General features: G+C 65.8%; 17 protein-coding genes and 1 pseudogene. 3 read left to right on the top strand and 15 right to left on the bottom strand.

The window, feature by feature from the left end:
* The 5 genes and pseudogenes from I2E26_RS09250 to I2E26_RS05835 all read right to left on the bottom strand — a co-directional run.
* Positions 1–122, bottom strand: a pseudogene (locus I2E26_RS09250) (phosphotransferase); the annotation flags it as partial.
* A 252-nt stretch (positions 123–374) separates the two neighbouring features.
* On the bottom strand, positions 375–1,991 hold the full coding sequence (locus I2E26_RS05850) for a CTP synthase (protein WP_195419980.1): 1,617 nt from the start codon (positions 1,989–1,991) through the stop codon (positions 375–377).
* 281 nt (positions 1,992–2,272) lie between these two features.
* Positions 2,273–3,286, bottom strand: coding sequence for a histidine kinase dimerization/phospho-acceptor domain-containing protein (locus I2E26_RS05845; protein WP_195419979.1), 1,014 nt, complete (start codon positions 3,284–3,286; stop codon positions 2,273–2,275).
* Between the two features lie 24 nt (positions 3,287–3,310).
* A complete protein-coding gene (locus I2E26_RS05840) occupies positions 3,311–3,994 on the bottom strand; it encodes a response regulator transcription factor (protein ID WP_195419978.1) in 684 nt (227 codons plus the stop codon).
* Positions 3,995–4,127: 133 nt separating this feature from the next.
* Positions 4,128–5,501, bottom strand: a complete 1,374-nt coding sequence (locus tag I2E26_RS05835; RefSeq protein WP_195419977.1) for an FtsX-like permease family protein — start codon at positions 5,499–5,501, stop codon at positions 4,128–4,130.
* Here I2E26_RS05835 and I2E26_RS09180 point away from each other — a divergent pair.
* Entirely contained in the window at positions 5,500–5,766 is a 267-nt protein-coding gene (locus I2E26_RS09180) for a DapH/DapD/GlmU-related protein (protein ID WP_304515629.1), read from the top strand. The two genes, I2E26_RS05835 and I2E26_RS09180, sit on opposite strands and share 2 nt — an antisense overlap.
* A gap of 400 nt (positions 5,767–6,166) precedes the next feature.
* Here I2E26_RS09180 and kdpC read toward each other — a convergent pair whose 3' ends face one another.
* The 3 genes from kdpC to kdpA are packed head-to-tail and all read right to left on the bottom strand — an operon-like array spanning position 6,167 to position 10,664.
* Positions 6,167–6,757 (bottom strand): potassium-transporting ATPase subunit KdpC, encoded by a 591-nt coding sequence (gene kdpC / locus I2E26_RS05825; protein ID WP_195419975.1) that lies wholly within the window; start codon positions 6,755–6,757, stop codon positions 6,167–6,169.
* A gap of 12 nt (positions 6,758–6,769) precedes the next feature.
* The gene (gene kdpB, locus I2E26_RS05820) at positions 6,770–8,824 is read right to left on the bottom strand and encodes a potassium-transporting ATPase subunit KdpB (protein ID WP_195419974.1); all 2,055 of its coding nucleotides are present in this window, start codon (positions 8,822–8,824) and stop codon (positions 6,770–6,772) included.
* A gap of 16 nt (positions 8,825–8,840) precedes the next feature.
* Positions 8,841–10,664 (bottom strand): potassium-transporting ATPase subunit KdpA, encoded by a 1,824-nt coding sequence (gene kdpA, locus I2E26_RS05815; protein WP_195419973.1) that lies wholly within the window; start codon positions 10,662–10,664, stop codon positions 8,841–8,843.
* Between the two features lie 341 nt (positions 10,665–11,005).
* On the opposite strand from kdpA, the gene I2E26_RS05810 reads away from it, so the two are divergent.
* A complete protein-coding gene (locus I2E26_RS05810) occupies positions 11,006–13,741 on the top strand; it encodes a sensor histidine kinase KdpD (protein WP_195419972.1) in 2,736 nt (911 codons plus the stop codon).
* Entirely contained in the window at positions 13,734–14,438 is a 705-nt protein-coding gene (locus I2E26_RS05805) for a response regulator transcription factor (RefSeq protein WP_195419971.1), read from the top strand. Before I2E26_RS05810 ends, I2E26_RS05805 begins: the two co-directional genes overlap by 8 nt.
* Positions 14,439–14,530: 92 nt before the next feature.
* Here I2E26_RS05805 and I2E26_RS05800 read toward each other — a convergent pair whose 3' ends face one another.
* The 7 genes from I2E26_RS05800 to I2E26_RS05770 all read right to left on the bottom strand — a co-directional run.
* A complete protein-coding gene (locus I2E26_RS05800) occupies positions 14,531–17,863 on the bottom strand; it encodes an ABC transporter ATP-binding protein/permease (RefSeq protein ID WP_195419970.1) in 3,333 nt (1,110 codons plus the stop codon).
* 188 nt (positions 17,864–18,051) lie between these two features.
* The gene (locus I2E26_RS05795) at positions 18,052–19,875 is read right to left on the bottom strand and encodes an ABC-F family ATP-binding cassette domain-containing protein (protein ID WP_195419969.1); all 1,824 of its coding nucleotides are present in this window, start codon (positions 19,873–19,875) and stop codon (positions 18,052–18,054) included.
* Between the two features lie 266 nt (positions 19,876–20,141).
* Positions 20,142–20,981: a phosphate ABC transporter ATP-binding protein PstB gene (gene pstB / locus I2E26_RS05790; RefSeq protein WP_195419968.1), complete on the bottom strand. Its 840-nt coding sequence runs from the start codon at positions 20,979–20,981 to the stop codon at positions 20,142–20,144.
* Entirely contained in the window at positions 20,978–21,949 is a 972-nt protein-coding gene (gene pstA, locus I2E26_RS05785) for a phosphate ABC transporter permease PstA (RefSeq protein ID WP_370551455.1), read from the bottom strand. The genes pstB and pstA overlap by 4 nt, the downstream gene beginning before the upstream one ends.
* On the bottom strand, positions 21,942–22,850 hold the full coding sequence (gene pstC, locus I2E26_RS05780; RefSeq protein WP_195419967.1) for a phosphate ABC transporter permease subunit PstC: 909 nt from the start codon (positions 22,848–22,850) through the stop codon (positions 21,942–21,944). Before pstC ends, pstA begins: the two co-directional genes overlap by 8 nt.
* 41 nt (positions 22,851–22,891) lie before the next feature.
* A complete protein-coding gene (locus I2E26_RS05775) occupies positions 22,892–23,821 on the bottom strand; it encodes a phosphate ABC transporter substrate-binding protein (RefSeq protein ID WP_147587967.1) in 930 nt (309 codons plus the stop codon).
* A 294-nt stretch (positions 23,822–24,115) separates the two neighbouring features.
* Positions 24,116–25,452, bottom strand: a 1,337-nt coding sequence (locus tag I2E26_RS05770; protein WP_195419966.1) for a Sapep family Mn(2+)-dependent dipeptidase, incomplete at its 5' end; no start/stop codon positions are given.

Below are 25,452 nucleotides of genomic sequence, written 5' to 3'. Positions count from 1 at the left end.
ATTCCAGTTAATCTATTATTGCCATCTAACAATAGATGATTACAACTAAAATCATTATGGCATAAACACTTTTTACCCTCAAAAACTGTTGTTGCATTTAGTCTTTCCATAAAACTTTCTATACGATGGCTAGGATTACATGGTTGCGGCGCGTCGGAGCGCGCCATGCCGAACGTGTGCACGCCTGCCATTATGTCCGCCAAGCACGACCGCGCCTACCTACGCTCCGTAGAGCGCAGGCGACACGACTCGCATGAGAATCGCCGAGGACTCCGCGCACGGCCCTTCGGTCGCACGGGGCCACGGCGCATTCCCAGCACGTGGCCCCAAGCACCACCTCAATGTAGCGCCGCACCTCAATGTGGGGGCAGCACCTACATCGAGGTGGCCGCAGCAGCGCGGACGAACTCACGGAACAGCGGGTGCGGACGCGTGGGGCGGCTCTTGAACTCGGGGTGCGCCTGCGTGGCGACGAACCACGGATGCTGGTCGCGGTGCAACTCGACCATCTCGACGAGCAGGCCATCCGGGCTCGTGCCGGACACGACCAATCCGGCCGCCTCCAGCTCCTCGCGGTACGCGCTGTTGAACTCGTAACGATGACGATGGCGCTCCTGAACGAGCGCCTCGCCGTATGCCTCCGCAGCGAGCGTGCCTGCGACGAGCGCGCACGGATACGCGCCAAGGCGCATGGTGCCGCCCTTCTCGGTCACGCCCTCCTGCTCATCGAGCAGATCGATCACGGCGTGCGCGCACTGCGGGTCGAACTCGGACGAGCTCGCGTCCGCATAGCCCAGCACGTCGCGCGCAAACTCGCACACGGCGACCTGCATCCCCAGGCAGATACCCAGATACGGCACCTGGTGCTCGCGCGCGTAGCGGGCAGCGGCGATCTTGCCGTCGAAGGCGCGCCTGCCGAAGCCGCCCGGAACGAGGATGCCCGATGCGTCGCCCAGCACCTGCTCGACGTTGTCGTCGGAGAGCGCCTCGCCGTCGACGAGCTCGACCTCCACGTGCTTGCCCAGGTGCGTGCCCGCGTGATGCAGCGCCTCGATGACGGAGAGGTACGCGTCGGGCAGCTGGGTGTACTTGCCCACGAGCGCGATCTTCACGGGGTCGCCCTCGTTTTCCGCATGGTCCTTCGCAGCGAGGAACCCCTCCCAATCTGCCATGTCGCGCTCGTGCGGATCGAGCCCCAGGCGCTCGCAGACGCGCAGGTCGAAATCCTGCTCGGCCATCATGCGCGGCACATCGTAGATGGACGGGGCGTCCTCGCAGGTGAACACGCAATCCACGTCCACGTCGGTGAACGAGGCGATCTTGGCGCGCACGTCGTCGTCGATGTGGTGGTCGCTGCGCAGCACGATGATGTCGGGCTGGATGCCGAAGCTCCGCAGCTCCTTGACGGAGTGCTGCGTCGGCTTGGTCTTTACCTCGTGGGCCGCCGCGATATAGGGCACGAGCGAGACGTGGATGTAGCAGACGTTCTCGGCGCCGGCATCCTTCTTGTACTGGCGGATGGCCTCGACGAACGGCTGGCCCTCGATGTCGCCGATCGTGCCGCCGAGCTCGGTGATGACCACGTCGGCGCCCGTCTGCTCCTCGACGCCGCGGAACTTGGCCTTGATGGCGTTCGTCACGTGCGGGATGACCTGCACCGTGCCGCCGAGGAAGTCGCCGCGGCGCTCGCGCGCGATGAGGTCCTGGTAGATGGCGCCCGTGGTGAAGTTGGAGTCGCGCGTGAGGTTCTCGTCGATGAAACGCTCGTAGTGACCGAGATCGAGGTCGCTCTCGTAGCCGTCCTCGGTGACGAACACCTCGCCGTGCTGGAACGGGCTCATGGTGCCCGGGTCCACGTTGAGATACGGATCGGCCTTCTGCATGGTCACCCGGTAGCCGCGCGACTTGAGCAGACGCCCCAGCGATGCCGCGGTGATGCCCTTGCCCAGCGAGCTGACCACGCCGCCGGTCACGAATATATGCTTTGTCATGGTGTCTACCTGCGCTTTCCCGTCGAAGATGCTTGCTTCCACGGGGTTTTAGTGTACTACCAGCCCACAGTGCCGATAGGCAGCTCCGCAAGTTCACGCACTCGAAACGAAGCCCCAGAAAGGGGACAGGCACTTTTCTGAGGTCCGAGGACCAGCAACACGGGCGGACCCGGCGCCCTTCCGCACAGGAACCGGATCGGCCCGCATCTCACGCTCGCATTCGTCTGCACGGAGCTCTCAAATTGATGCCTGCCCCCTTTCTGAAAGACGCAGTCCCTGGGCTACAGGCCGGCCAGCAGCTCGCAGACGCGCGCCGCCATGGCGTCGACCTCCTCGCGCATGTTGTCCAGCCAGCGGCGCTGACTGCCGACGGTCTCGTCCTCGTTCGCCCCCATCGCGTCGATCGTGGCGGAAAGCGAGGCGAGGGGCGTCTTGAGCTCATGCGATGCCCGCACGATGAACGCGCGCTGCCGTTCGGCGGCATCCTCCGCGGGCTTGAGCGCGCGACGCACCATGCGACGGCACACGAGCACCAACAGCGCGCAACCGACCGCCCCCAACGCGGCGAGCATCTTGGCGAGCGAGGTGAGCGAGACCACGTCGGGCGTCACGTCGAGCATGCCGAGCATGCGCCCGGCGAGGTAGCCGTCCGCCACGTAATCCTGCAAGTCGCCGCTCGCATACCACGCTGTATCCGAATTCTCCCCCGTCTTGGGATCATAGTCCGGGTTGACGCAGACCACCGCGCTGTCCCACAGGAACGTCCTGCCGCCCACCGTGATCAGGCGCTCCCACCAGAAGCGCGCGCGACCGGACGCGAACGCATCGCCCGCGCCCTCGATAAGTTCGGCAGCCTCCTCGTCGGTGAAGTCCGAGTCCTCGCCCGTCGTCACGCGCGACGGGCGCTGCAGCAGCGTCACCGTGTCATCTGGAGCATACAGCGCGACGAAGGCCTCGTGGAACCCCGGCAGACCGTCCCATGTCGCGATATCGCGTCCAACACTCATCGGCAGGAAATCGTCCCGCTCGGGCCATGTGTAGGCTGCGACGGCCTCGGATGCCGTGGCATGTCCGCCGCGCAGCGCGTCTGGCTCGGGTCGCTCGGAGGTCATGGTGCCGTATAGCAGGGTCGCGGCGGATTCGTACGCCGTCGTGGCGGAGAACCCCCAAGCGCCCATGAGCGCTACCACGAGGACGGCGCACGCCAACACGCTGGACGTCAGCCATAGGCGGCGATACGTCGTGGCAAGCCCGTCTTTCCCATTCACAGCGCTCGCATACTTCGCGTCCATCATCGTCTCCCCTCTTCCCGGCTCGCATCACATCGCCCAGCGATACCCGACGCCGCGGACCGTCTCGATCCGGGGCCCGGCACCGATGCTCTTCAGCTTCCCGCGCAGCGCGTGCACGAGCACCTCGAGCCGGTTCTCGCCGCCGATGGAGAACGGGCCCCAAAGGCTCGTTACGAGCTCGCCCTTCGCGACGGGCGCGCCGGCGCGCGCCATGAGCCCCTCGAGCAACTGAGCCTCGCGGGGCGTGAGCGCGACATCGCATGTCCCCGACTCCGTAGTCACACGAAGGGAGAGGCCGCGCATATCGAGCACGGCGCCGCAAGATGCAAGGTCCGTCGAGGGCCTCATCGCGGGCGGGCGGCGCGTCACCGCACGGATGCGCGCGAGGAGCTCGCTTGCATGGAACGGCTTGGGCAGGTAATCGTCCGCGCCGGCATCGAGCCCCGCCACGCGGTCGCCCACGCCCGAGCGCGCGGTGAGCAAGATCACCGGCACCGATGAGCCCGCCGCGCGCAGGGCCTGCAGAACCTCCAAGCCGCTCTTTCTGGGCAGCATGATGTCGAGAAGCACGCAATCGTGCGCCCCGGTGAGGGCGAGCTCTTCAGCACGCTCACCGTCTGTCGCTATATCGACGCCATAGCCCTGCTTGCGCAAGACCTCGGCCTCCGCCTCCGCCAGGCGCGGAGCATCCTCGCAAAGCAAGATGCGCATCGGGCGCCTCCCCTCGTCGCTAATTCAAGGAGAAGGATACCCGAGCAAGCTGAGAAACAGCTGTGCGATGCGGAGCGCCTCGCCGGCGGGCAGACTTAATTTAGGGACAGTCCCGCAATTGAAGTTTGAGGGCCTACTCCACGGTCTCCAGAACCATGCGCTCGACGGCGCGGGCGGTGATCGCGCCGTACACCGCCATGAGACCGACCGTGAAGGCGAGCACGCCCACGACGATCGCAAGCAAGCCCTCGGCACCGATCGCGAACGCCAGGAACGCCACGAGGAACAACCCGAAGACGTCGTGGACGAGCGCACCGGCGAGCGGAGCGGCGAAGTAGAGCGCGAGCTGCCGGCGCACGGACGCGCGCATGAGGGCGCGGTCGCACCCGAGCTGCCCCAGCACGCCATACGCGCACCGGGCATCGACCGCGCCCGAAAGCTGCTGGAGCGCGAGCACCGCGACCGCGCTCAGCAGGAATACCGCCCCGTAGAAGATGCCGATGTAGCCGATCGGCGCCATCGACGCCGCGATACCGGCCGAGACCATCTCGGGCGTGCGCAGCCCGATGCTGAAGACGAATCCCGCGACCATCATGCACACGGCCACCGCGACGAGCACGCATACGCAGGCGAGCGCCATGGACGTGCTGGACACGCGCGCCTCGACCTGCCGCACCGTGAAGGCGGTGAGCCCGTCCCAGTAGCACTCGGAGCGCCCGCGCACCCGCTCGCCCCACGCGGCCACGCCCAGGCGCGCGACGAGCGACGTGGCGAAGCAGGCGGCGAAGCCCATGGGGATGATGAACGCGATGAAGTACACCGGCTGGAACAGGCACGACCCCCACACGACCGCGAGCAGGACCGCGGCGAGCACCGCCTGGCCGCCCCGCGCGACCCGGCCGCCGAGGCGCATGCGCTCCGGCGCGCGCTCGGCGGACATGAGCTCGATCAGCGGGCGCCGCGCGATGTCGCGCGCGCCGTCCACCGCGTTCAACACGAACACCACAGCGAAGCACCCGGCGGTCCATGCCGCGGCGTCCGACGAAAAGGAGAACGCGAGCCTCCAGGGGACGTCGAACACGAACGCCGCGACCGCGCCGAACGCGGGCGACAGCGCCGCGCCCGCCGCCAAGCCGCATGCCAGCGCACCGGCGCCCACGAGCGCCATCTCGGCCACGAGCACGCCCGATACCGCGGCGCGCCCCATGCCGCACAGCTCGTACAAGGCGAACTCGCGCTTGCGCCGGCGCAGCAGGAAGCGGTTGGCATAGCGCACCAGAAAGAGGAACACGAGCACCGTGAAGACGGAGAACGCCTGCAAGACGTCGCCCGCGCTCCCCAGCACGCCCATCTGCTCGGACGAGAGCCCCATGGCGCGCAGGTGGTCTGTCGACGCCACGAACGAGTACAGCAGGCACGCCGCGAATCCGAGCGTAGCGAGGTACACCGAATAGTCGCGCGCGCTGCGGCGCACGTTGCCGATGGCGAGCTTGAGATGCAGTCGCATGATGATCCCTCCGAACGTCTTGACGGCATCCATTCTCGCGGGCGAGGCCCTCCCCTACCATCGATTCGGCTTACGCGCAGCGAACGAAAACGTAAGGTTGCGCACCATCGGCAAGAGCTGCTGGATCGGCGGGCACGCGACGATCAACCCGGGCGTTACGCTCGGCGACAACGTCGTCGTGGGGTCGGGAGCCGTGGTCATCCGCTCCTTCCCGGACAACGTGCTGGTGGCGGGCGTGCCCGCGCGCGTCATCCGGGAGCTCTAGGCGGATCGCGGGAGGCGGCGGGCGACGGAGCCAAAACGCCGACGACATCAAGCCCGCATGCTTCATCGACCGCGCCTGCGGCTCCGGCAACTACCCCGAGGACGACTACCACACCATGTACATCGCCGAGGTGGAAAAGGTATACGTCTCCGCATAGACCCTCCCTCAGAAAAGTGCCCGTCCCTAATCTGAGAGGCCACCCACAGCCCCCTCTGGCCATACCCGGAGGCCTGATCCCTCATCGCCGACACGGCGCCCTTCATCAGCTAGCGGCCGCCAGCACAATTGACACGCCCTCATGTTTTCGGCAGGAAATCTAACCGCTGGTTAAAACAATCATGCCCCTGGCACGGCGGCACCGCACCGGGGGCATGCAAGCATCTCTAGTCGAAAGCGCCGCCTACAGCTCGCCATCCAGCATGAGGTTCACCTTGAGCACGTTGACCGTGGGCTCGCCGAAGACACCCAGGAATCGGCCCTTGGTGCACTGGGCGATGATCTCACGCACCCCGTCTTCGCTCTTGCCCGTGGCCTTTGCCAGACGCGGGACCTGGTACTCGGCGGCATCGGGGGAGATCTCGGGGTCGAGCCCTGAGCCGGAACACGTCACCAGGTCGACGGGCACGGCATCCATGCCGGCGTCGGGATTGGAGGCGCGGATCTTCTCGACGCGCGCGTCCACAAGCTGCCGGTACTCCTCACTCGCCGGGGACAAATTGGACGGGGCGCCGTAGGCCATGAGCCCTCCGTCCTCCCCTTCGACGATAGTCACGTTCTGGATGCGGCCCCACATGTGGTCCTCATCCTCGAAGTTCTGACCGATCAGCTCGGAGCCCACGATCTTGTCGTCGACCTCGATGAGCGAACCGTTCGCCTGATACGGAAACGCAACCTGGGCGATGCCGGTCACGACGAGCGTATAGCCCAGGCCGCAGACAACGGTAAACAGCGCGAACACGCCGAGCGCGCGCGATGCAACGCCTTTGAACATACAAACCTCCACTTACATAATGCCGCAGAACGCGAGCAGCATGTCGATGAGCTTGATGAATACGAACGGGGCAACGATGCCGCCCAGACCCCACACGAGCAGGTTGTGGGTCAGCAGCTGTCCGGACGGGACCTCGCGATACTTAACGCCCTTGAGGGCCGCCGGGATCAGCGCGACGATAACGAGCGCGTTATAGATGATGGCCGAAAGAACCGCGGACAGCGGGCTTGCCAGACCGAGGATGTTGAGCGCGCCAAGGCCCGGGTAGATCGGCGAGAACAGGGCCGGGATGATAGCGAAGTACTTCGCCACGTCGTTGGCCACCGAGAAGGTCGTGAGCGAACCGCGGGTCATGAGCAGCTGCTTGCCGATACGTACGACCTCGATGAGCTTTGTGGGGCTGGAATCGAGGTCGACCATGTTGCCGGCCTCCTTGGCAGCCTGGGTGCCCGTGTTCATGGCAACGGCGACGTCGGCCTGGGCGAGCGCCGGGGCGTCGTTGGTGCCGTCGCCGGTCATGGCGACCAGGTGGCCCTCACGCTGGAACTCGCGGATCTTCTCGAGCTTGCCCTCAGGGGTGGCCTCGGCCAGGAAGTCGTCAACGCCGGCCTCGGCGGCGATTGCCGCGGCGGTGAGCGGGTTGTCGCCCGTCACCATGATGGTCTTGATGCCCATGCGGCGCAGGTCGGCGAACTTCTCCTTAACGCCGGACTTGATGATGTCCTTGAGATACACAACGCCCAGCACGCGGCAGTTCTTGGTCACGACCAGCGGGGTGCCGCCGGCCTTGGCGATGCGCTCGACGACCTCGTCGCACTCCCGGGAGAACACGCCGCCGGCCGCCTCCACATAGGTGCGCACGGAATCGGCAGCGCCCTTGCGGATCTCATTGCCCTCGTAGTTCACGCCGGACATACGCGTTGCCGCGGTGAACGGGATGAACTCCATACCCTTATCCTCGAGCGTGCGGCCGCGCAGACCGAACTGCTCCTTGGCGAGCACGACGATCGAGCGGCCCTCGGGCGTCTCGTCGGCCAGCGAGGAGAGCTGGGCGGCATCGGCCAGCTCCGCGGGGTCGACGCCGTCGACCGGGATGAACTCGGCGGCCTGGCGGTTACCCAGGGTGATGGTGCCGGTCTTGTCGAGCATGAGGATGTCGACGTCGCCGGCGGCCTCGATGGCGCGGCCGGACATGGCCAGCACGTTGGCCTCGTTCAGACGGCTCATGCCGGCGATGCCGATGGCGGACAGCAACGCGCCGATGGTAGTGGGAGCCAGGCACACGAGCAGCGCCACGAGCGTGGTCACGGCCGTGGGGTTGACCATGTCGTTAAGACCGACCGAGAAGCAGGAGTAGCAATACAGGGCCAGCGTGACCAGGATAAAGACGATGGAGAGGGCCACCAGGAAGATCTCCAGAGCGATCTCGTTAGGGGTCTTCTTGCGCGCGGCGCCCTCGACCATCGCGATCATCTTGTCCAGGAAGCTCTGGCCGGGCTCGCTGGAGATCTTGACGATGATCCAGTCGGAGAGCACCGTGGTACCGCCGGTAACGGCAGAGCGGTCGCCGCCGGCCTCGCGGACCACGGGGGCGGACTCGCCGGTGATGGCGGACTCGTCAACGGAGGCAGCGCCCTCGATGACGTCGCCGTCGCCGGGAATCTGCTCGCCGGCGCGCACGATCACCAGGTCGCCGCGCGTGAGCTCGGTGCCAGGAACGACGGTGAAGTGCTCCTTGTCCTCAACGGACTCGATGCGATGCGCCTCGACATCCTTCTTGGCCGCACGCAGGGAATCGGCCTGAGCCTTACCGCGTCCCTCGGCAAGCGCCTCGGCGAAGTTCGAGAACAGGTCGGTGAGCCACAGGATGACCGCGATGGCGACCACATAGTAAGTGGGCACGCCCGCGTCCTGCATACCGAAGATGGAAGCGACGGCCAGGACGGAGGTCATGACGGCGGAAAGCCACACCAGGAACATGACCGGGTTTTGAATCTGGACGCGAGGATCCAGCTTGGCAAACGAGTCGCGGACCGCGCGGCCCATCATGTCTTTTTTCATAGCCATAAATCTGCGCCCTCCTTTACGCAATCATCTGGAAGAACTCGGCAACGGGGCCAAGCGCCAGGGCCGGGAAGAAGCTCAGGGCACCGATCAGCAGAACGATGAACACGAGCAGGAATACGAACATGCCGTTGGTGGTAGACAGGGTGCCGGCGCTCTCGGCGACCTTACCCTTCTTGGCCAGCGAGCCGGCGATAGCCAGCGTGCCGATGATGGGCATGAAGCGGGCGAACAGCATCTCGAGGCCGAGCATGACGTTGATCCAGGGAATGTTGCAGTTCATGCCTGCAAACGCCGAGCCGTTGTTGCCGCCGCATGAGGTGAAGGCATACAGCACCTCGGAGAAGCCGTGCGCGCCGCCATTGTTGAGCTGGTCGGCAAGACCGGGCACCATGCAGGCGATAGCCGAGCACACCAGAATGGCAAACGGAGTTGCCAGGCACAGGACGACTGCCCAGCGCATCTCGCCCGGCTCGATCTTCTTGCCCAGGAACTCAGGCGTGCGTCCGACCATGAGGCCGGCGATGAACACCGTGAGGATGGCGAAGCCGACCATGCCGTACAGGCCGCAGCCCACGCCGCCGAAGACGACCTCGCCCAGAGCCATCTGGAGCATCTGGACAAAACCGCCCAGCGGGGTGTAGGAGTCGTGCATGGAGTTAACCGAGCCGTTGGAAGCGGCGGTGGTGTATGCCGACCACGTGGAGGAGGCGGCGATACCGAAGCGGCTCTCCTTGCCCTCCATGTTGCCGCCGGCCTGGCCGTCGGTCATCTCGAGAGCGACCGCGCCGTCATCGGCCAGCTGCGGGGTGGCGGCGTGCTCATTCACGGCGATGGCCGTGGTGAAGACCACCAGCAGGATGAACATGGCGGCGAAGATGGCCTTGCCCTGCTTGGTGTTCTTGACGCCGATACCGAAGGTGAAGCAGCAGGCGGCCGGGATCAGCAACAGGCTGGTCATCTCGATGATGTTGGTGAAGGCACTGGGGTTCTCATACGGATGGGCGGAGTTCACGCCGAAGAAGCCGCCGCCGTTGGTGCCGGACTGCTTGATGGCGACCTGAGGAGCCGCGGGACCCTGGGGCAGGAACTGCTCGGTGACCACGCGCGCGCCCTCAACGACCTTGCCATCGACCTTGACCGTGTCACCCTCGATCTGGGCGCCGTCGATGACGCTCCAGCCGCCGTCTGCATTAGGCTGGACGGCGACAGGCTCTACGAGCTCAGCCTTCCGAGCCGGCTGGAAGTTGGAGATGACGCCACCGGCAGCCAGGCAGACGCCCAACACGAGGTTCAGCGGGATGAGCACATACAGGACGGTGCGGGTGAGGTCGACCCAGAAGGAACCCAGGCCCTGCTCCTTGACCTGACGGAAGCCGCGGATCAGCGCGAACATGACCGCGATACCGGTGCCGGCGGAAACGAAGTTCTGCACGGTGAGACCCATGAACTGCACGAGGTAGGACAGGGTGGTCTCGCCGGAATAGGACTGCCAGTTGGTATTGGTGATGAAGGAGGCCGCCGTATTGAACGACAGGTCCCACGGCACGCCCGGCAGGTGCTGCGGGTTGCCCGGCAAGACGGCCTGAAGCATTTGAAGCGCAATGAGCGCCACGAACCCGATGCCCGAGAAGGCAAGGACGCTCACCAGGTAGCGCTTCCAGCCCATCTGCTCGGCATCATCGATGCGCAGCAGACGGTAGATACCGCGCTCGACCGGACCGAGCACGGGAGAGAGAAACGTGTGCCCGCCGTCCATGACACGAGCCATGAACCGCCCGAGCGGAACAGCCAGAACGACGAGCACGGCGAAGTACAGTACGTACTGAATCACAGCATTCATAATGGTTACGAATCGCTCCTCATGAGAATGTAGATGTAGTAGATCAAGAGTCCGATGCAGGTGATGCCGATGATCGGGATGAGGACGTTCATGTTTCCAACCTTTCCAAGTGCGGATAGCCCTCGTACACCCGGCCCTTCAAGCGGATGCACATGATCAGTAAACGACTTCGCGCATAAAGGTGGTATTAGGGTTGGACGCCTCGGCCTTAAGATGACATAAAGATGCAGGTAGATGGCTATACCGGTGGGATGACGAAGGCTATACTCGACGCTTGTACCGCCCCGGCCGGACCGCATTCGCACCGGGCGTCAACCATCCTGCACGAGAAAGGCCGCACCATGCCGCGCACCGCATCGGACGTCCGAGCCAACCCCGACCTGCTGCTGAAGGCCGTCGAGCGCGATGCGTCCTCGGCCGAGGCCCGCACGCGCCGGGGACACCTCAAGATCTTCTTCGGTTACGCAGCGGGCGTGGGCAAGACCTATGCGATGCTCCAAGCCGCCCACGAGGCGCAGCGGCGGGGCGTGGACGTGGCCGCCGGCTATATCGAACCGCACGAGCGACCCGCGACGGCGCGCCTCATGGAGGGCATCGAGCAGATTCCGCACGAGCTCGTCGAGCACAACGGCATCACGCTCACCGAGTTCGACCTCGACGCCGCCATCGTGCGCTCCCCCCAGCTCGTCCTCGTTGACGAGCTAGCCCATACCAACGCGCCGGGATGCCGCCATGAAAAGCGCTACCAGGATGTCGAGGAGCTATTGCGCGCCGGCATCGACGTCTACACCACCGTCAACGTGCAGCATATCGAGAGCCTGAACGACATGGTGGCCGCCATCACGGGGATCATCGTGAGCGAGCGCATCCCCGACCGCATCTTCGACGACGCCGACCAGGTCGAGCTCGTGGACATCGAGCCCGAAGACCTGCTCGAGCGCCTGAAGGCAGGCCTCGTCTACCGCGCCCCGCAAGCCGACCGCGCGCAGCGCAACTTCTTCACCGTCGAGAACCTCACAGCGCTCCGCGAGATCGCCCTGCGCCGCTGCGCCGACCGCACCGGACGACTCGCCGACGCCGCGCGTGTACTGGGCAACCGCGACTACTACACCAGCGAGCGCATCCTCGTCTGCGTCTCCCCCGCCCCTACGAATCCGCGTATCGTCCGCGCCGCCTCGCGTATGGCGAAGGCGTTCCGCGGAGAGCTCGTCGCGCTCTTCGTGGAGAGCCCGCGCACGCAGACCATGGACGACGACGAGCGCGCCGAGCTCGCGGCGAACATCGCGCTGGCCGAACAGCTCGGCGCCCATATGGAGACCGTCTACGGCGACGACATAGCGTTCCAGATCTCCGAGTTCGCTCGCCTCTCGGGCATCTCGAAGATCGTCATGGGGCGCTCGGGCGAGCCGCACGGCATGCGCCAAGCGCTCTTCGGCCGCAAGTCCCTCGTCGAACAGCTCATCTCGATCGCCCCGAACCTCGATATCTACATCATCCCCGACCAAGCCGAGCCCGTGCCGCGACCGGCCGCGCAGCGCGAGCCCTCCGCGTTCCAGCCGCCCAGCGGACGGGATGTCCTGCGCACGCTCGGCCTCTCCCTCGCCGCTACGGCGATCGGCGCGCTCTTCCATCGCCTGGGATTCGCAGATTCGAGCATCATATCCCTCTACATCCTCACCGCACTGCTCACCGCCGTCACCACGACGGGGCGCATCTGCACGATCTTGTCGAGCATCCTCTCGGTGGTGCTGTACAACTTCTGCTTCGTCACGCCCCTGTTCTCCCTCGATAGCTACGACCGCAGCTACCTCGTCACCTTCGCTATCATGTTCGCGACCGCCATGGTCGCCGCCGAGCTCACCGCGCGCATCGCCGACAACGCCCGCGCATCAGCCAAAAACGCCTTCCGTACCCGCGTCCTCCTCGAGACCAACCAACTTCTGCAGCAGGCCCACGGCGCCGAGGCCCGCGCCCGCGTCGCCATGAGCCAGCTCATCAAGCTCCTCAAGCTCGACGTGGTCTTCTATCCCGCCGCGCACGGCTTGCTGGGCGATGCGCTCTATGAGCCCGCGGGCACCGAGGACCGATCGGCCGCGCTCCTCTCCGACTACGAGCGGGCGGTCGCCACGTGGACCTTCACCAACAACAAGCACGCCGGGGCGAGCACCCGCACCCTGCCCGAGGCCCAGTGCCTCTACCTCGCCGTCCGCGCGGGCGACGAGGTCTTCGGCGTAATCGGGATCGACCTGCAGCGCAGGAAGCTGGAGGCTTTCGAGCACTCCATCGTCTTATCCATCGTGGGCGAGTGCGCGCTCGCACTCGAAAGCGACCAGGCTGCGCGCGAGCGCGAGGAGGCGGCCGTCCTCGCCAAGAACGAGCAGCTCCGCGCCAACCTCCTGCGCTCCATCGGACACGACCTCCGCACGCCCCTCACCGCCATCTCGGGCTCCGCGGCCCTCCTGTGCGAGGACGGCGAGAAGCTCCCCGCCGAGAAGCGCCACGAATTGGCCGCGGCCATCTGCGACGACTCCCTCTGGCTGATCGACACCGTCGAGAACCTCCTGGCCATCACGCGCGTGGAGGACGAGGACATGCGCCTCAATCTCACGTCGGAATTGATGGACGAGGTCATCGTTGCCGCCCTCAGCCATGTGGCGCGCGAGGCCCACGGCCACCGCGTGGAGGTCGCGCACACCGACGACCTCCTCCTGGTCCGCATCGACGTCCACCTCATCATGCAGGTGCTCACCAACCTCATCGTAAACGCGTTCAAGTACACCCCCGAGGGCTCGGTGATCACCGTGGGAGCCGAGAAGCAAGGCGGCTGGGTCGTCGTGGAGGTCGCCGACAACGGCCCCGGAATCGCCGATGCCGATAAACCGCGAATCTTCGACCGCTTCTTCACCGCCGGCGACGCGTCTCCGGTCGACTCCCACCGAAGCTTCGGCCTGGGCCTCTCCCTGTGCCGCTCAATCGTCGAGGCCCACGGGGGTATCATCGAGGTCGATGACAACCAACCCCAGGGAGCGCTGTTCCGCTTCACCCTGCCCGCCGAGGAGATAGATATCCATGAGTGAGAACGCCCACGCGCGCATCCTGGTCGTAGAAGACGACCCCGCTGTACGAAACCTTGTAACGACCGCGCTCGACCTGCGAGACTACCACGTCGAGACGGCCGATAGCGGAGACACCGCCATCATGGCCGCGGCCTCGGGCAACCCCGACCTGGTCCTGCTGGACCTGGGCTTGCCGGATATGGACGGCGTTAAGGTGTTGGAGAAGCTGCGCAGCTGGTCCACCGCCCCCGTCATCGTCATCTCGGCGCGCACCGAGGACGCCGACAAGATCGGCGCACTCGACGCCGGTGCGGACGACTACCTCACCAAGCCGTTCTCCGTCGAGGAGCTCCTGGCGCGCGTACGCGCGAGCCTGCGGCGCTCGACCATGGGCGCCCACGAGGCGCTCGAGGCCAGCACCTTCGACAACGGTCCACTGCATATCGACTACGCGTCCGGTTGCGCTTTCGTAAACGGCACCGAGCTCGCCCTCACCCCCACGGAATACAAGCTGCTGGTGCTCCTGGCGCGCAACGTCGGCAAGGTGCTCACCCACACCTTCATCACCCACGAGATCTGGGGGACGAGCTGGGATAGCGACGTCGCCAGCCTGCGCGTGTTCATGCGAACCCTGCGCAAGAAGATCGAGGCCGACCCCTCGCACCCCACGATGATCCAGACGCATGTGGGCGTCGGCTACCGCATGCAGCGCCTCTAGGCGCTCGAAAAAGGGACAGGCACTTTTCTGAGCGCAGGCACTTTTCCGAGGTTCGGCTACCTCTCGGAAACGTGCCTGTCCCCAATTCGAGGCTACTCGCTGCGCAGGGCCTCGACGGGGTCGCGACGGGCGGCCGAGCGGCTCGGGATGAGGCCCGCGACCACCGTGAGCGCGACGGATACCAAGATCAGCGCGAGCGCGGACTCGACGGGCAAGCGCATCACGCCCTCGACCCGGTACTCGGCGAGCGCCCAGGCGTTGATCGGGAACGAGGCGAGGACCACCACGGCGATGGCCAGCACGCCGGCGATGAGCCCCTCGATGAAGGTCTCGGCGTTGAAGACGTTGGCCACGTTTCGCTTGGACGCGCCCATCGCGCGCAGGATGCCGATCTCCTTCTTGCGCTCGAGGACGCTGATGTAGGTGATGATGCCGATCATGATGGAGCTCACCACGAGCGAGATGCTGACGAAGGCGATGAGCACGAGCGAGATCATGTTGACGATGCTGGTCACGCTGCCCATGAGCACGCCCATGTAGTCCGTGTACACGATGACCCGGTCGTCCTTGCCCGCGGCGCGCATCTCGTCGTTATAGCGGTCGATGGCGCCCAAGATCGAGTCCTTGGCCTGGAAGTCGACCGGGTAGATGCTCACGGCCTGGGGATCGGCGGCGTCGGCGTATCCCAGCGTCGCCAGGTTGCTCTCGTACGTGAGCCTGCCCGCGTTGGCGTAGCTCGCCATGAGCGACGCCAAGTCCTCGGCATCCATGTTGAAATGGATCGCGCCGGCGAAGGCCGCGCCGTCCACCGAGAAGGCGCCCTGGAGGGACGCGGCAAGGCGCTGTCCGAGCTGCGGCGCCATGGCCGCCATGGCCCGGCCGAGCCCCGCCTGCAGCTGACCGCCGATGGCGTCGGCGAGCTGGCGCGAGACCTGGTCCGCCACGCCCTTGAGGGCCGTGGTCATATAGGGCGCCAGGTCGTCTTGGACGTAAGCGCACACGATCTTGTCCAAACGATCGGCCACGGGCTTGCCGGCGACGGCCTCGACCTGCTCGAGGAGGCCCGCGCCGCCCTCGGGAGCGTCGCTCTTGGCGTATGCGAGGAACTGCCCTACGAGCTTCTCGCCGAAATCGGGGGCACCGGGGCACAGGCCCTCGCCATGCGCGGGCAACCAGGCGGTGATAAACCTCTGCACGAACTCGCCTGACAGCTTGGAAACCTGCTCGAGCTGAGCCTTATCAAGCACGGGGTCGCTCTCAAGGTCGCCGAGGATGCCCTCGAGATTCGGCATGGGAGCCCCCGCGAGGACCTCGGACAGGTCCACGGAATCCAGGGCGCCCGACACGTCGATGTCGATGCCACCGAGGTCGACCCCCGCGAAATCGAACCCGGACAGGTCGAGGCCCGCGCCGAGCTTGGACGCATCGACCTTGAAGGCGCTACGCAGGCCCGCCTCGTCCACGGTGAAGAGGCTCGCGAGGTCGACGCCGCGCTTGGCCTCCTCCTGCAGCGTGGCGAAGGGCTTGCCGGTGAAGACGTCCACCGCGGGGTCGGCGAGCTGCTGCTTCACGATCTCGGAGTTCGCGGCGCGCGCCATGAGCTCGTCGGTGAGCCCGTGCGTGTAGGCGATCCCCTGCGAGAGCGCGGCGGACTTGGCCGTGGGACTCGGCTTGATCACGCCCACGACCTTGAGGTCCAGGCCGTTCGCGACCTGCTGCGCCATGAAGGCGGCGTCGTCGGACATGTTGGTCCATCCGCCCGTCTCGGGGTTCTTGCGGTAGGAGTCGCATGCCGCCAGCACCTTGAAGCTCGTGCCAAGCGCGTCGTCGTAGGTGAAGCCCTCCTTGACCGGCGGGACGTCCACGGCGCCGGCGCCGCTCATCGTGCCCTCCACCATGCGGGTCAGCTCGCCGGGGTCCAGCGCGCCGATGCTGTAGAGCGTGAAATCCGAGATCTTGCCGCGCGCCGAGAGCACCAGCACGCATTCGTCCGCCGCCTTGGCCCAGCGGCCCGCCACCACGTCGTACTGCTCGTCGAGCAGCTTGGGGTTATCGATCATCTCGGTGAACGCGCTCGCGCCCGTCATCATGGTGCCCGCCATCGCGCCGCTGGAGGCCCCTCCCGTCATCGCCGTGGTCAGCGCGTTGGGCGACAGGCGGACGGGGCCGTCCGCCGCGTCGGCGCGGTAGACGAGGGGCGTGATCCCGTAGTCGTACTGGATGGCCGAGACCTCGCCGTCCAGCTCGCGCGCGTCCTCATCCAGGAAGGTCTTGAAGCTCGCCATGTCGTTGGACTTCACGCTGGCGAACATGTCGGACAGCATCGTGAACACGGGGATGGGCTTTCCGGGGTCGACCTTTCCGTCCGCCCCCGGGCGCCCCTTCGCGTCGCCGTCGGAAGACTCCGGCCCGCTCGCAGCCGAGTCCCCGTCGGCGCCCGCGTCGCCGGTCATCATGCTCGTGAGGTCGTAGCTCTGCCGCGCGATGGTGAGCGGGTAGCTCGACAGCGTGTCCTGCTCCACCTTGGCGATGTAGCCGTTCACGCCGTTGGAGAGCGCGAGGATCGCCGCGATGCCCATGATGCCGATGGAGCCCGCGAAAGCCGTCATGATGGTGCGGCCCTTTTTGGTCATGAGGTTGTTGAAGGAGAGCGACAGCGCCGTGAGCAGGCCCATCGAGGAGCGCTTGGCCGGCCCCTCGTCCGGGTTCTCGGCCAAGGCGGCGCGGGCGGCCTCAAGCTCGGCGGGCGCGACGGGATCCGTGTCGCCCACGATGCGACCGTCTTGGATGCGCACGATGCGCGTGGCGTAGTCCTCGGCGAGCTGCGGGTTGTGCGTGACCATGATCACGAGCCGCTCGCGCGCCACCTCGGCGAGCAGGTCCATCACCTGGATGCCCGTCTCGGTGTCGAGCGCGCCGGTGGGCTCGTCCGCCAGTACGATCTCGGGGTCGTTCACCAGCGCGCGTGCGATGGCGACGCGCTGCATCTGGCCTCCCGAGAGCTGCGAGGGCCGCTTGTTCACGTGCGCCCCCAGCCCGACGCGCTCCAGCGCGGCGGTGGCTCGCCTCGTGCGCTCGGCGCGGTCGACACCGGCGAGCGTGAGCGCGAGCTCGACGTTGGCGAGCACCGTCTGGTGCGGGATGAGGTTGTAGCTCTGGAAGATGAAGCCCACGCGGTGGTTGCGGTAGGTGTCCCATTCGGCGTCGCCGTAATCCCGGGTCGAGACGCCGTTCACCACGATATCGCCCGAGTCGGCATGGTCGAACCCGCCGAGGATGTTGAGGAACGTGGTCTTGCCCGAACCCGACGGCCCCAGCACCGCCACGAACTCGTTCTCGCGAAACGTCACGGACACGCCGTCCAGCGCGCGCTGGACCAGGTCGCCCGTCGTATAGGTCTTGGTGATATCGCGAATCTCGATCATAGGATCCCATCCACTACGTGAACGAAAGGCGCGGCCGGGCTTCGGGCTCCATCCCGAAGCGGCGGCTTCGCGCCTCGCTGCTTTCATGAGCTTCTCGTACCCAGAATCGATGCGCTCATCACGATGGGCGCGCAACAGTTTCAAGATGGCGGATCACCCGCGGCGCGGCGGCGCCGGACGAAAAGCCCCTATCCCTCCAGTCGATCGCTCGCCTCGAGCCAGGCCATCTCGAGCTCGTCGAGTTCGTCGCGCGCGGCGGCTATCGCCTCCTGCTGCGCCGTCAGCGCCTCGAAGTCGGTGGGGTCGATATCGAACATCCCCTGCTCGAGCTGCTCGATCTTAGTCCGGCGCGAGTCCATCTTGCGCTCCAGCGACGCGACCTCCTTCTTCAGCTTCTGGCGCTCGGCGTTCGACATGCCGGACCTCTCCGTCGAGGCGGCGGGTGCGGAAGCATCGAATCCGGGGGCCTGCGGACGGACCCCCTTGGATTCGTCGCGAGCAACCAGCTGCAGATACTGGTCCACGCCGCCCGAGACATGGCGGAACTCGCCGTCGATGATCGCCCACTGCTGGTCGGTCACGCGCTCCATGAGGTAGCGGTCGTGCGTCACCAGGATGAGCGTACCGGGCCACCCATCCAGCAAGTCCTCGACGATGGCCAGCATATCGGTATCGAGGTCGTTGCCGGGCTCGTCCAGGATGAGCACGTTGGGCTCGGAGAGAATCGTGAGCAGCAGCGACAGACGACGGCGCTGGCCGCCGGAAAGGTCGCAGATGCGGCTCCACATCTGCTGCGTGGTGAAGCCCAGCCGCTCGCAGAGCTTCTCGGGGCTCGTTTCCTTGCCATCGATGACGTAGTGGTGCTTGCAGGTCTTGAGGACCTCGCGGATCGTATCGTTCATATGGGGCGCGAGCTCGTCGAGCTGCTGGGAGAGCACGCCGAACTTCACCGTGGCGCCGATCTTCACACGGCCGCGGACGGGCGCGATCTTGCCCTGTATCACCTGGAGCAGCGTGGACTTGCCGGCACCGTTCTCGCCCAGCAGCCCGCAGCGGTCGCCCGCGCCGATCAGCCAGGTAACATCCGAGAGCACCGTCTTGCCCTGCCCGCCGTCCTCCCCTGCGTAGCCGGCGTCCACATCGACCACGTCGATGACCTGCTTGCCCAGGCGGCTCACGGCGAGGCGCTTGAGCTCCAGCTCATCGCGCACCGGGGGCACGTCGGCGATGAGCTCGCGAGCGGCTTCCACGCGGAACTTGGGCTTGGTGCTGCGCGCCTGCGCGCCGCGCGAGAGCCAGGCGAGCTCCTTGCGCGCCATGTTGCGGCGGCGCTCCTCGGTGACGGCCGCCATGCGGTCGCGCTCGACGCGCTGGAGGATGTAGGCGGAGTAGCCGCCCTCGAAGGGGTCGACGCGCCCGTCGTGCACCTCCCACATGGAGGTGCAGACCTCGTCGAGGAACCAGCGGTCGTGCGTGACCACCAGCAGGGCGCCCGCGTTGGCGGCCCAGCGCTCCTTGAGATGGGCGGCAAGCCAGCTGATGGTCCGCATATCCAGATGGTTCGTGGGCTCATCGAGCATGAGGACGTCGTAGTCGCCGATGAGCAGGCGCGCGAGGTCGACGCGTCGGCGCTGGCCGCCCGACAGCTCGCCCACCAGGCCCTCCCAGGGCACGTCGGCGATCAATCCGTCGAGCACCTGGCGGACGCGCGGCGACGCAGCCCATTCATACTCCGGAACATCGCCCACCACGGCGCGATGCACGGTGTCGGCATCGTCCAGGCGGTCGCGCTGGCCCAGCATGCCCACGGTTACGTCGCGACGATGGGTCACGCGCCCGTCATCGGGCTCGATGGCGCCGGCCAGCACCGAAAGCAGCGTCGACTTGCCGTCGCCGTTCTTGCCCACGATGCCGATGCGGTCGCCCTCGTTCACGCCGAGCGTCACGGAATCGAAGATGTGCTTCGTGGGGAACTCGAGCCCCACGCTATCGCAACCCAACAGAATGGCCATCGCATGCTCCTTGCCGCGTATCTTTCTCACAGCCCTTCATCCTAGCACGCGACCGCCCGGCGCATCCGCGGCGCCGGCTTTTACCCTTCCCGTCCGCACGGGAGCGCGATGACGCGGCGCGCCAACCGCGGCGCACGCCCGACTCGCCCGGAAACGCGCATGCGCGGCACCCCGCCAATCCCGGGGCACCGCGCATGCTAAGCGGCCGCATCGCATGGCGAACAGGTAGCAAGAAAACCATGCGACGGGTTATGAAGCGTTCCGGACTAGGAGAACGCTCCGGTGAGGTAGTCGTTCAGGCGCTGGTCGGTCGGACGCGCGAAGATCTGCTCGGTCTCGCCGTATTCGACCATATCGCCCATATAGAAGAAGGCGGTTCGGTTGGACACGCGGGAAGCCTGCTCCATGTTGTGCGTCACGATGATGATGGCGCGCTCCTCCGCCAGGGTATTCATCAGGTCCTCGATAGCCAGCGTGGAAATGGGATCGAGCGCTGAGCACGGCTCGTCGAACAGGATGACATCGGGCTTGAGGGCGAGCGTGCGCGCGATGCAGAGGCGCTGCTGCTGCCCGCCGGAAAGCGCGAAGGCGCTCTTGTCGAGCTTATCCTTCACCTCGTCCCATAGGGCCGCGCCGCGCAGGCTCTCCTCAACCAGCTGGTCGAGTTCGGCCTTGCCGGTCACGCCATGGCGCTTGGGAGCGAACACGATGTTCTCGTAGATCGACTTGCGGAAGGGGTTGGGCTGCTGGAACACCATGCCGATGGAGCGGCGCAGCTCGTAGAGGTTCTCCTTGGGCGTATTGATGTTGCGGCCCTGGTACATGATCTCGCCGGTCACGCGGCAGCCGCGGATCTCGCGGTTCATGAGGTTGAGGCTGCGCAGGAAGGTCGATTTTCCGCATCCGGACGGGCCGATGAGCGCCGTGATCTCGCCCTTGTGGAAGTCGAGGCTCGTGCCGTGCAAGGCGTGGTGGTCGCCGTAGTACACGTTCACGTCGTTGGTGGAGATCGCCACCTCGCCCGAGGTCGCATGGCCGCGCGACGCCTTGCCCGTGCGCTCGCTGGTGGCCACGCTGCTCATGAAGCTTTCGGTTTCGTTACTCATTCGGCCGTCATCCTCTTCGCAAGCATCTTGCCCACCACGCGGGCAACGATATTGAACATCAGAACGCACACCATCAGCAGGGCCGCGGTTCCCCATACGATCTCCTGCGCCTGGGGGCTGCCCTCGCCGTAGATCTTATAGATGTGCACGGCCAGCGACTCGCCGGGACGGAAGACGTTCCACGCGCAGGTGGGGCTGGAGAAGTTGAGGGACAGGAAGTTCAGGCGCACCGGGCTGGACATGCCGGAGGTGAACAACAGGGCCGCGGCCTCGCCGAACACGCGACCGGCCGACAGGACGATGCCCGTCACGATCGCGGGCATGGCCGCGGGGATGAGCACGTGGATGGTGGCCTCCCAGCGCGTGAGGCCCATGGCCAGGCACGCATCGCGCTGCGACTGGGGAACATCCTCGAGCGCCTGCTGAATCACGCGGACCAAGATGGGAATGTTGAACATGGTGAGCGCCACCGCGCCGGAGATGATCGAGTACTTCCAGCCCAGGTTCACGGAAAACACCAGGAAGCCGAACATACCCACGACGATCGACGGCAGCGAGGAGAGCGTCTCGATGGCCGTGGACGCAATCTTGGTGATCGGGCCGTCGGGCGCGTACTCGACCAGGAACACCGCGCCGCCCAAGCTGATGGGCACCGAGATGACCAAGGTGAGGAACAGCATGTAGAACGAATCGAACAGCTGGTAGGCGACGCCGCCCTGCGTGCCGTTGGCGCGGGAGGCCTCGGTGAGGAACCCGGGGTGGAACAGCATGCCGATTCCCTGGTACAAGATGTAGGCGACCATGGACACGACCAGCAGCATCACGAAGGCGACGATGGCCGTGAGCACGAAGGTAGCGATACGGTCCTGGGTGCCGGCGCGCTCGATATGCTTCGCGCGCCTCGCCTCTGCCGCAGCGGTCTGCAGCGAGGCGGCTTGAGCCGTCTGGCTCGCTTCGATGCTACTCACGCTCGGTCGCCCCCTTCTTGCCGATCAGATGGATGATGAGGATGAAGATGAGGGACATGCCCATGAGCATCAGGGCCAGCGACCACAGCACGTCGTTCTGCACCGAGCCGTCGGCATAGACCGCCATGGAGGTGGTGAGCGTCGTGGTGATGGTCGACGCCGCATCAAGCAGTCCGTTCGGCATGGTCTCGATACCGCCGATAACCATGCGGACCGCCAACGTCTCGCCGAAGGCGCGGGTCATGCCCAAGATAACGGCCGTCATGAGCGACGGGGCCGCGGAGCGCAGCACCACGTGCCAGATCGTCTGCCAACGGGTGTAACCCAGCGCCAGGGAACCCTGGCGGTAGCTATCGGGAACGGCGCGCAGCGCATCGATAGCCAGCGTGGTGATGGTCGGCAGAATCATGATTGCCAGCACCAGGGAGCCGGGAAGGATGCCCAGACCTGTGGGCACATGGAAGATCGCCTTCATGGCGCCTACGATCACGTAGAAACCGATCAGGCCGAAGACGACCGAGGGGATGCCCACCAGCAGCTCGATGAGCGGCTGGAACACCTTCTGCCCGAACTTGGGCTGGATCTCGACGGCAAAGATCGCGGAGCCGATGGCGATTGGAAGGGCGATGGCGGTCGAGAGCACCATCACCGCGAACGACGTCACGATCAACGGAAGCGCACCGGTGAACGGCATGCCGTTCGCATCGGTGTTGTGGAGGTCCCACGTGGTGCCGGTGAAGAAACCGACCACGTCCACGCCGTCCTTGAAGAACGATGACAGACCTTTTTGTGCAACCATGAAAACGAGGGCACACACAACGAGTGTCACGAGCACGACGCACGCGCCCGTGACACCCATGCCCACTTTTTCAAGGTCGCGCTTTGGCAAATGCGAAGCCATTGCGCACCCCTTCTAGTCCTTAGGGCTACCTATTTACTTCGTTACAGGTTGGAGACCTTGCCGGAAGCGTCCTTCTTGACCTTCATCTCGGAGACGGGGATGAAGCCCTGCTCCTCGACGAGGGACTCCTGGACGTCGGAGGACAGCATGAACTCCAGGAAGGCCTTGGTGGCCTCGTCGGCGTCCTTGGCGCAATACATGTGCTCGGTCGCCCAGATGGGGAAGGAGTTGTCGAAGACGTTCTCGCTCTTGGGCTCGACGCCGCCGACCTTGATGGCGTTGAACTTGGTGTCATCGAAGTGGGAGAAGTCGAGATAGGAGATCGCGTTGTCGGTAGCGGCGATCTGGGTCTGGACGTCGCCGGACTTGTCGAGCTCGGCGTCACCCTTGAAGGTGTTCTCCTCGCCCGCGAAGACGGCGGCCTCGAAGGTGGCGCGGGTGCCGGAGCCGGCCTTGCGGTTGAGGACGACGATCTTGGCGTCCTCGCCACCGACCTCGGACCAGTTGGTGATGGCGCCGGAGAAGATGCCCTTGAGCTGCTCGAGGGTCAGATCGTCAACGGTCACGTTCTTGGAAACGACCGGGCCCATGCCCACGACGGCGACCTCATGGTCGACGAGCTTCTCGGCGTCGGCCGCCTCGAGCTTCTCCTCGGCGAAGACGTCGGAGTTGCCGATGGTGACGGTGCCGGCGGCGACGGCGGTAAGGCCGGTGCCCGAGCCGTTACCGGAGCCGGAGACGGACACATCCGGGTTCTGGTCCATGAACTTCTCCGCAGCAGCCTCGACGAGCGCCTGGAACGAGGAGGCGCCGTCGTAGGTCACCTCGCCGGCAAGGGTGGAGGCGGCATCGGCGGAACCCTCTGCAGGAGCAGCGGAATTGCCGCAACCAGCGAGACCGAGGCCGGCAACGGCGGCGACGCCGCCCGCAAGACCGAGGAACTGACGACGGGAGCAGTTGTATTCGAACATGGTTCTCCTTCCGAGAATGAACGGCGCAATGCGCATTCGTGAAGCATCGGCAGCCCGTTGCCGCCTATGTGCTCTACGAATCAGTACGATAGAGCTCGTTCGCGGAGGAAAACCGCGCGCCCGCAGGCCATTACTTGCATTTGACCAATCATTACCCATCTCATGCGCTGTATTTACATGTCGCTTACATTGCATCGTCCGTGCAGGTTACGGCTTACAAAAAAGCCGCGGCCCCCGTACGGGAGTCGCGGCCGAAACCGTGCTGGAAACCGATCGGCAACACGTGGTCGCGCGCTATCGGGCCTCGTCGTACTCGAGCTCCATGAGCTCCAAGATAGCGCGGATGTACATCTTGAGCGCCTCGCGGAGCAAGTCCTCCTTGGCCGCCTCGTTGGGACCGTGCATGGTGCCCGCCCACGCCGGCAGCTCCAGCGCGTTGTCCTCGGGACCGAAGGATACGGCGCTCTTGAAGTTGCGCGCATACGTGCCGCCGCCCATCGCGAACGGCTTCGCATCACGACCGGTGGTGTCGTTGTAGATATCGATCAGGGTCTGGACCTGCGGAGAGGAGGCATCGACCGAGAACGGGGGCTTCGTGCGGCTCACCTCGACGGAGGCGCCGAATCGGCCGGCAAGCGCCTCGCACGCCGAAACCAGATCGGCCTCGGTGATGCTATCGGGGAAGCGGACGTCGATCGTCTGCTCCAGGCGGTCGCCATCCACCAGGCGGATGGTGCCCGCGTTGCAGGTGAGCGGACCGAACGCCGCGCTCTCCGATGCGATGCCGATGCCCGCTCCCGCGGTATCCGCGTGGATGCTCGCCAGCAGGTCGAGCACGGGCGCCGCGCCATCCCCCAGCACGCCGCTCTCGCGCAGGTAGCCCACGATGAGCGCGATGGCGTTCACCGTTCCCTCGGGCAGCGAGGCATGGCCGCCGATGCCATGTGCGACGATGCGGCTGACGCCCTCGGCAACCGGCTCGATCGAGATGCGGTCGGCGTTCGCCATCGGCGCGGGGAGCACGGAGGCATCGAGGTTGAGCTCCAGGACCGATTCGCCCGGAATAGCATTGGTGGCCTCGGCTCCGCTCCACGAGCGGATCAGGCCGCCGGGTACGGCCGCCGTGGTGAACGTGGCGCCGAAGCAGCCCTTCTCGGCATTGCAGACCGGAAACTCCGCATCGGGCGTGAAGAGGAACAGCGGGTCGTCATGACGCTCGAGGTAATGGTGGACATCGGTCATACCCACCTCCTCGTCGCATCCCAGCAGCGCGCGGAAGGTATAGCGCGCAACGATGTCCTCACGCTTCAGGAAGGCGCCGGCATAGAGCGACAGCACCGCGGGACCCTTGTCGTCGATAACGCCGCGACCGAGCAGCCAGCCCTCGCGGCGCACCATGGTGAAGGGGTCCGTGGCCCAGCCGGGGCCCGCGGGAACAACGTCGACATGCGCGATCGTGGCGATCTGCTCGGGGCGCTCGCCGGGAATATCCGCTATGCCCATGTAGCCGTCGTCATCGCTCACCTCGTAGCCCAGGCGCTCGGCAATGCCCAACGCGGCATCCAGGGCACCGCGAACGGGCGCGCCGAAGGGAGCGCCCGGGCGGGCCGCATCGGCGTTTGCAAGCGACG

The sequence above is a fragment of the Collinsella sp. D33t1_170424_A12 genome (assembly GCF_015554865.1).
In the GTDB taxonomy this organism is placed as follows: Bacteria; Actinomycetota; Coriobacteriia; order Coriobacteriales; family Coriobacteriaceae; genus Collinsella.
The sequence above is the reverse complement of the archived record's forward strand: the minus strand, read 5'-3'. Positions and strand labels throughout refer to the sequence as shown.

Bases quoted from the DNA above. Each gene is read 5' to 3' on its own strand.
- I2E26_RS05850 (WP_195419980.1), bottom strand. From the start codon at position 1,991: ATGACAAAGCATATATTCGTGACCGGCGGCGTGGTCAGCTCGCTGGGC.
- I2E26_RS05845 (WP_195419979.1), bottom strand. From the start codon at position 3,286: ATGATGGACGCGAAGTATGCGAGCGCTGTGAATGGGAAAGACGGGCTT.
- I2E26_RS05840 (WP_195419978.1), bottom strand. From the start codon at position 3,994: ATGCGCATCTTGCTTTGCGAGGATGCTCCGCGCCTGGCGGAGGCGGAG.
- I2E26_RS09180 (WP_304515629.1), top strand. From the start codon at position 5,500: ATGATGATCCCTCCGAACGTCTTGACGGCATCCATTCTCGCGGGCGAG.
- I2E26_RS05835 (WP_195419977.1), bottom strand. From the start codon at position 5,501: ATGCGACTGCATCTCAAGCTCGCCATCGGCAACGTGCGCCGCAGCGCG.
- kdpC (WP_195419975.1), bottom strand. From the start codon at position 6,757: ATGTTCAAAGGCGTTGCATCGCGCGCGCTCGGCGTGTTCGCGCTGTTT.
- kdpB (WP_195419974.1), bottom strand. From the start codon at position 8,824: ATGGCTATGAAAAAAGACATGATGGGCCGCGCGGTCCGCGACTCGTTT.
- kdpA (WP_195419973.1), bottom strand. From the start codon at position 10,664: ATGAATGCTGTGATTCAGTACGTACTGTACTTCGCCGTGCTCGTCGTT.
- I2E26_RS05810 (WP_195419972.1), top strand. From the start codon at position 11,006: ATGCCGCGCACCGCATCGGACGTCCGAGCCAACCCCGACCTGCTGCTG.
- I2E26_RS05805 (WP_195419971.1), top strand. From the start codon at position 13,734: ATGAGTGAGAACGCCCACGCGCGCATCCTGGTCGTAGAAGACGACCCC.
- I2E26_RS05800 (WP_195419970.1), bottom strand. From the start codon at position 17,863: ATGATCGAGATTCGCGATATCACCAAGACCTATACGACGGGCGACCTG.
- I2E26_RS05795 (WP_195419969.1), bottom strand. From the start codon at position 19,875: ATGGCCATTCTGTTGGGTTGCGATAGCGTGGGGCTCGAGTTCCCCACG.
- pstB (WP_195419968.1), bottom strand. From the start codon at position 20,981: ATGAGTAACGAAACCGAAAGCTTCATGAGCAGCGTGGCCACCAGCGAG.
- pstC (WP_195419967.1), bottom strand. From the start codon at position 22,850: ATGGCTTCGCATTTGCCAAAGCGCGACCTTGAAAAAGTGGGCATGGGT.
- I2E26_RS05775 (WP_147587967.1), bottom strand. From the start codon at position 23,821: ATGTTCGAATACAACTGCTCCCGTCGTCAGTTCCTCGGTCTTGCGGGC.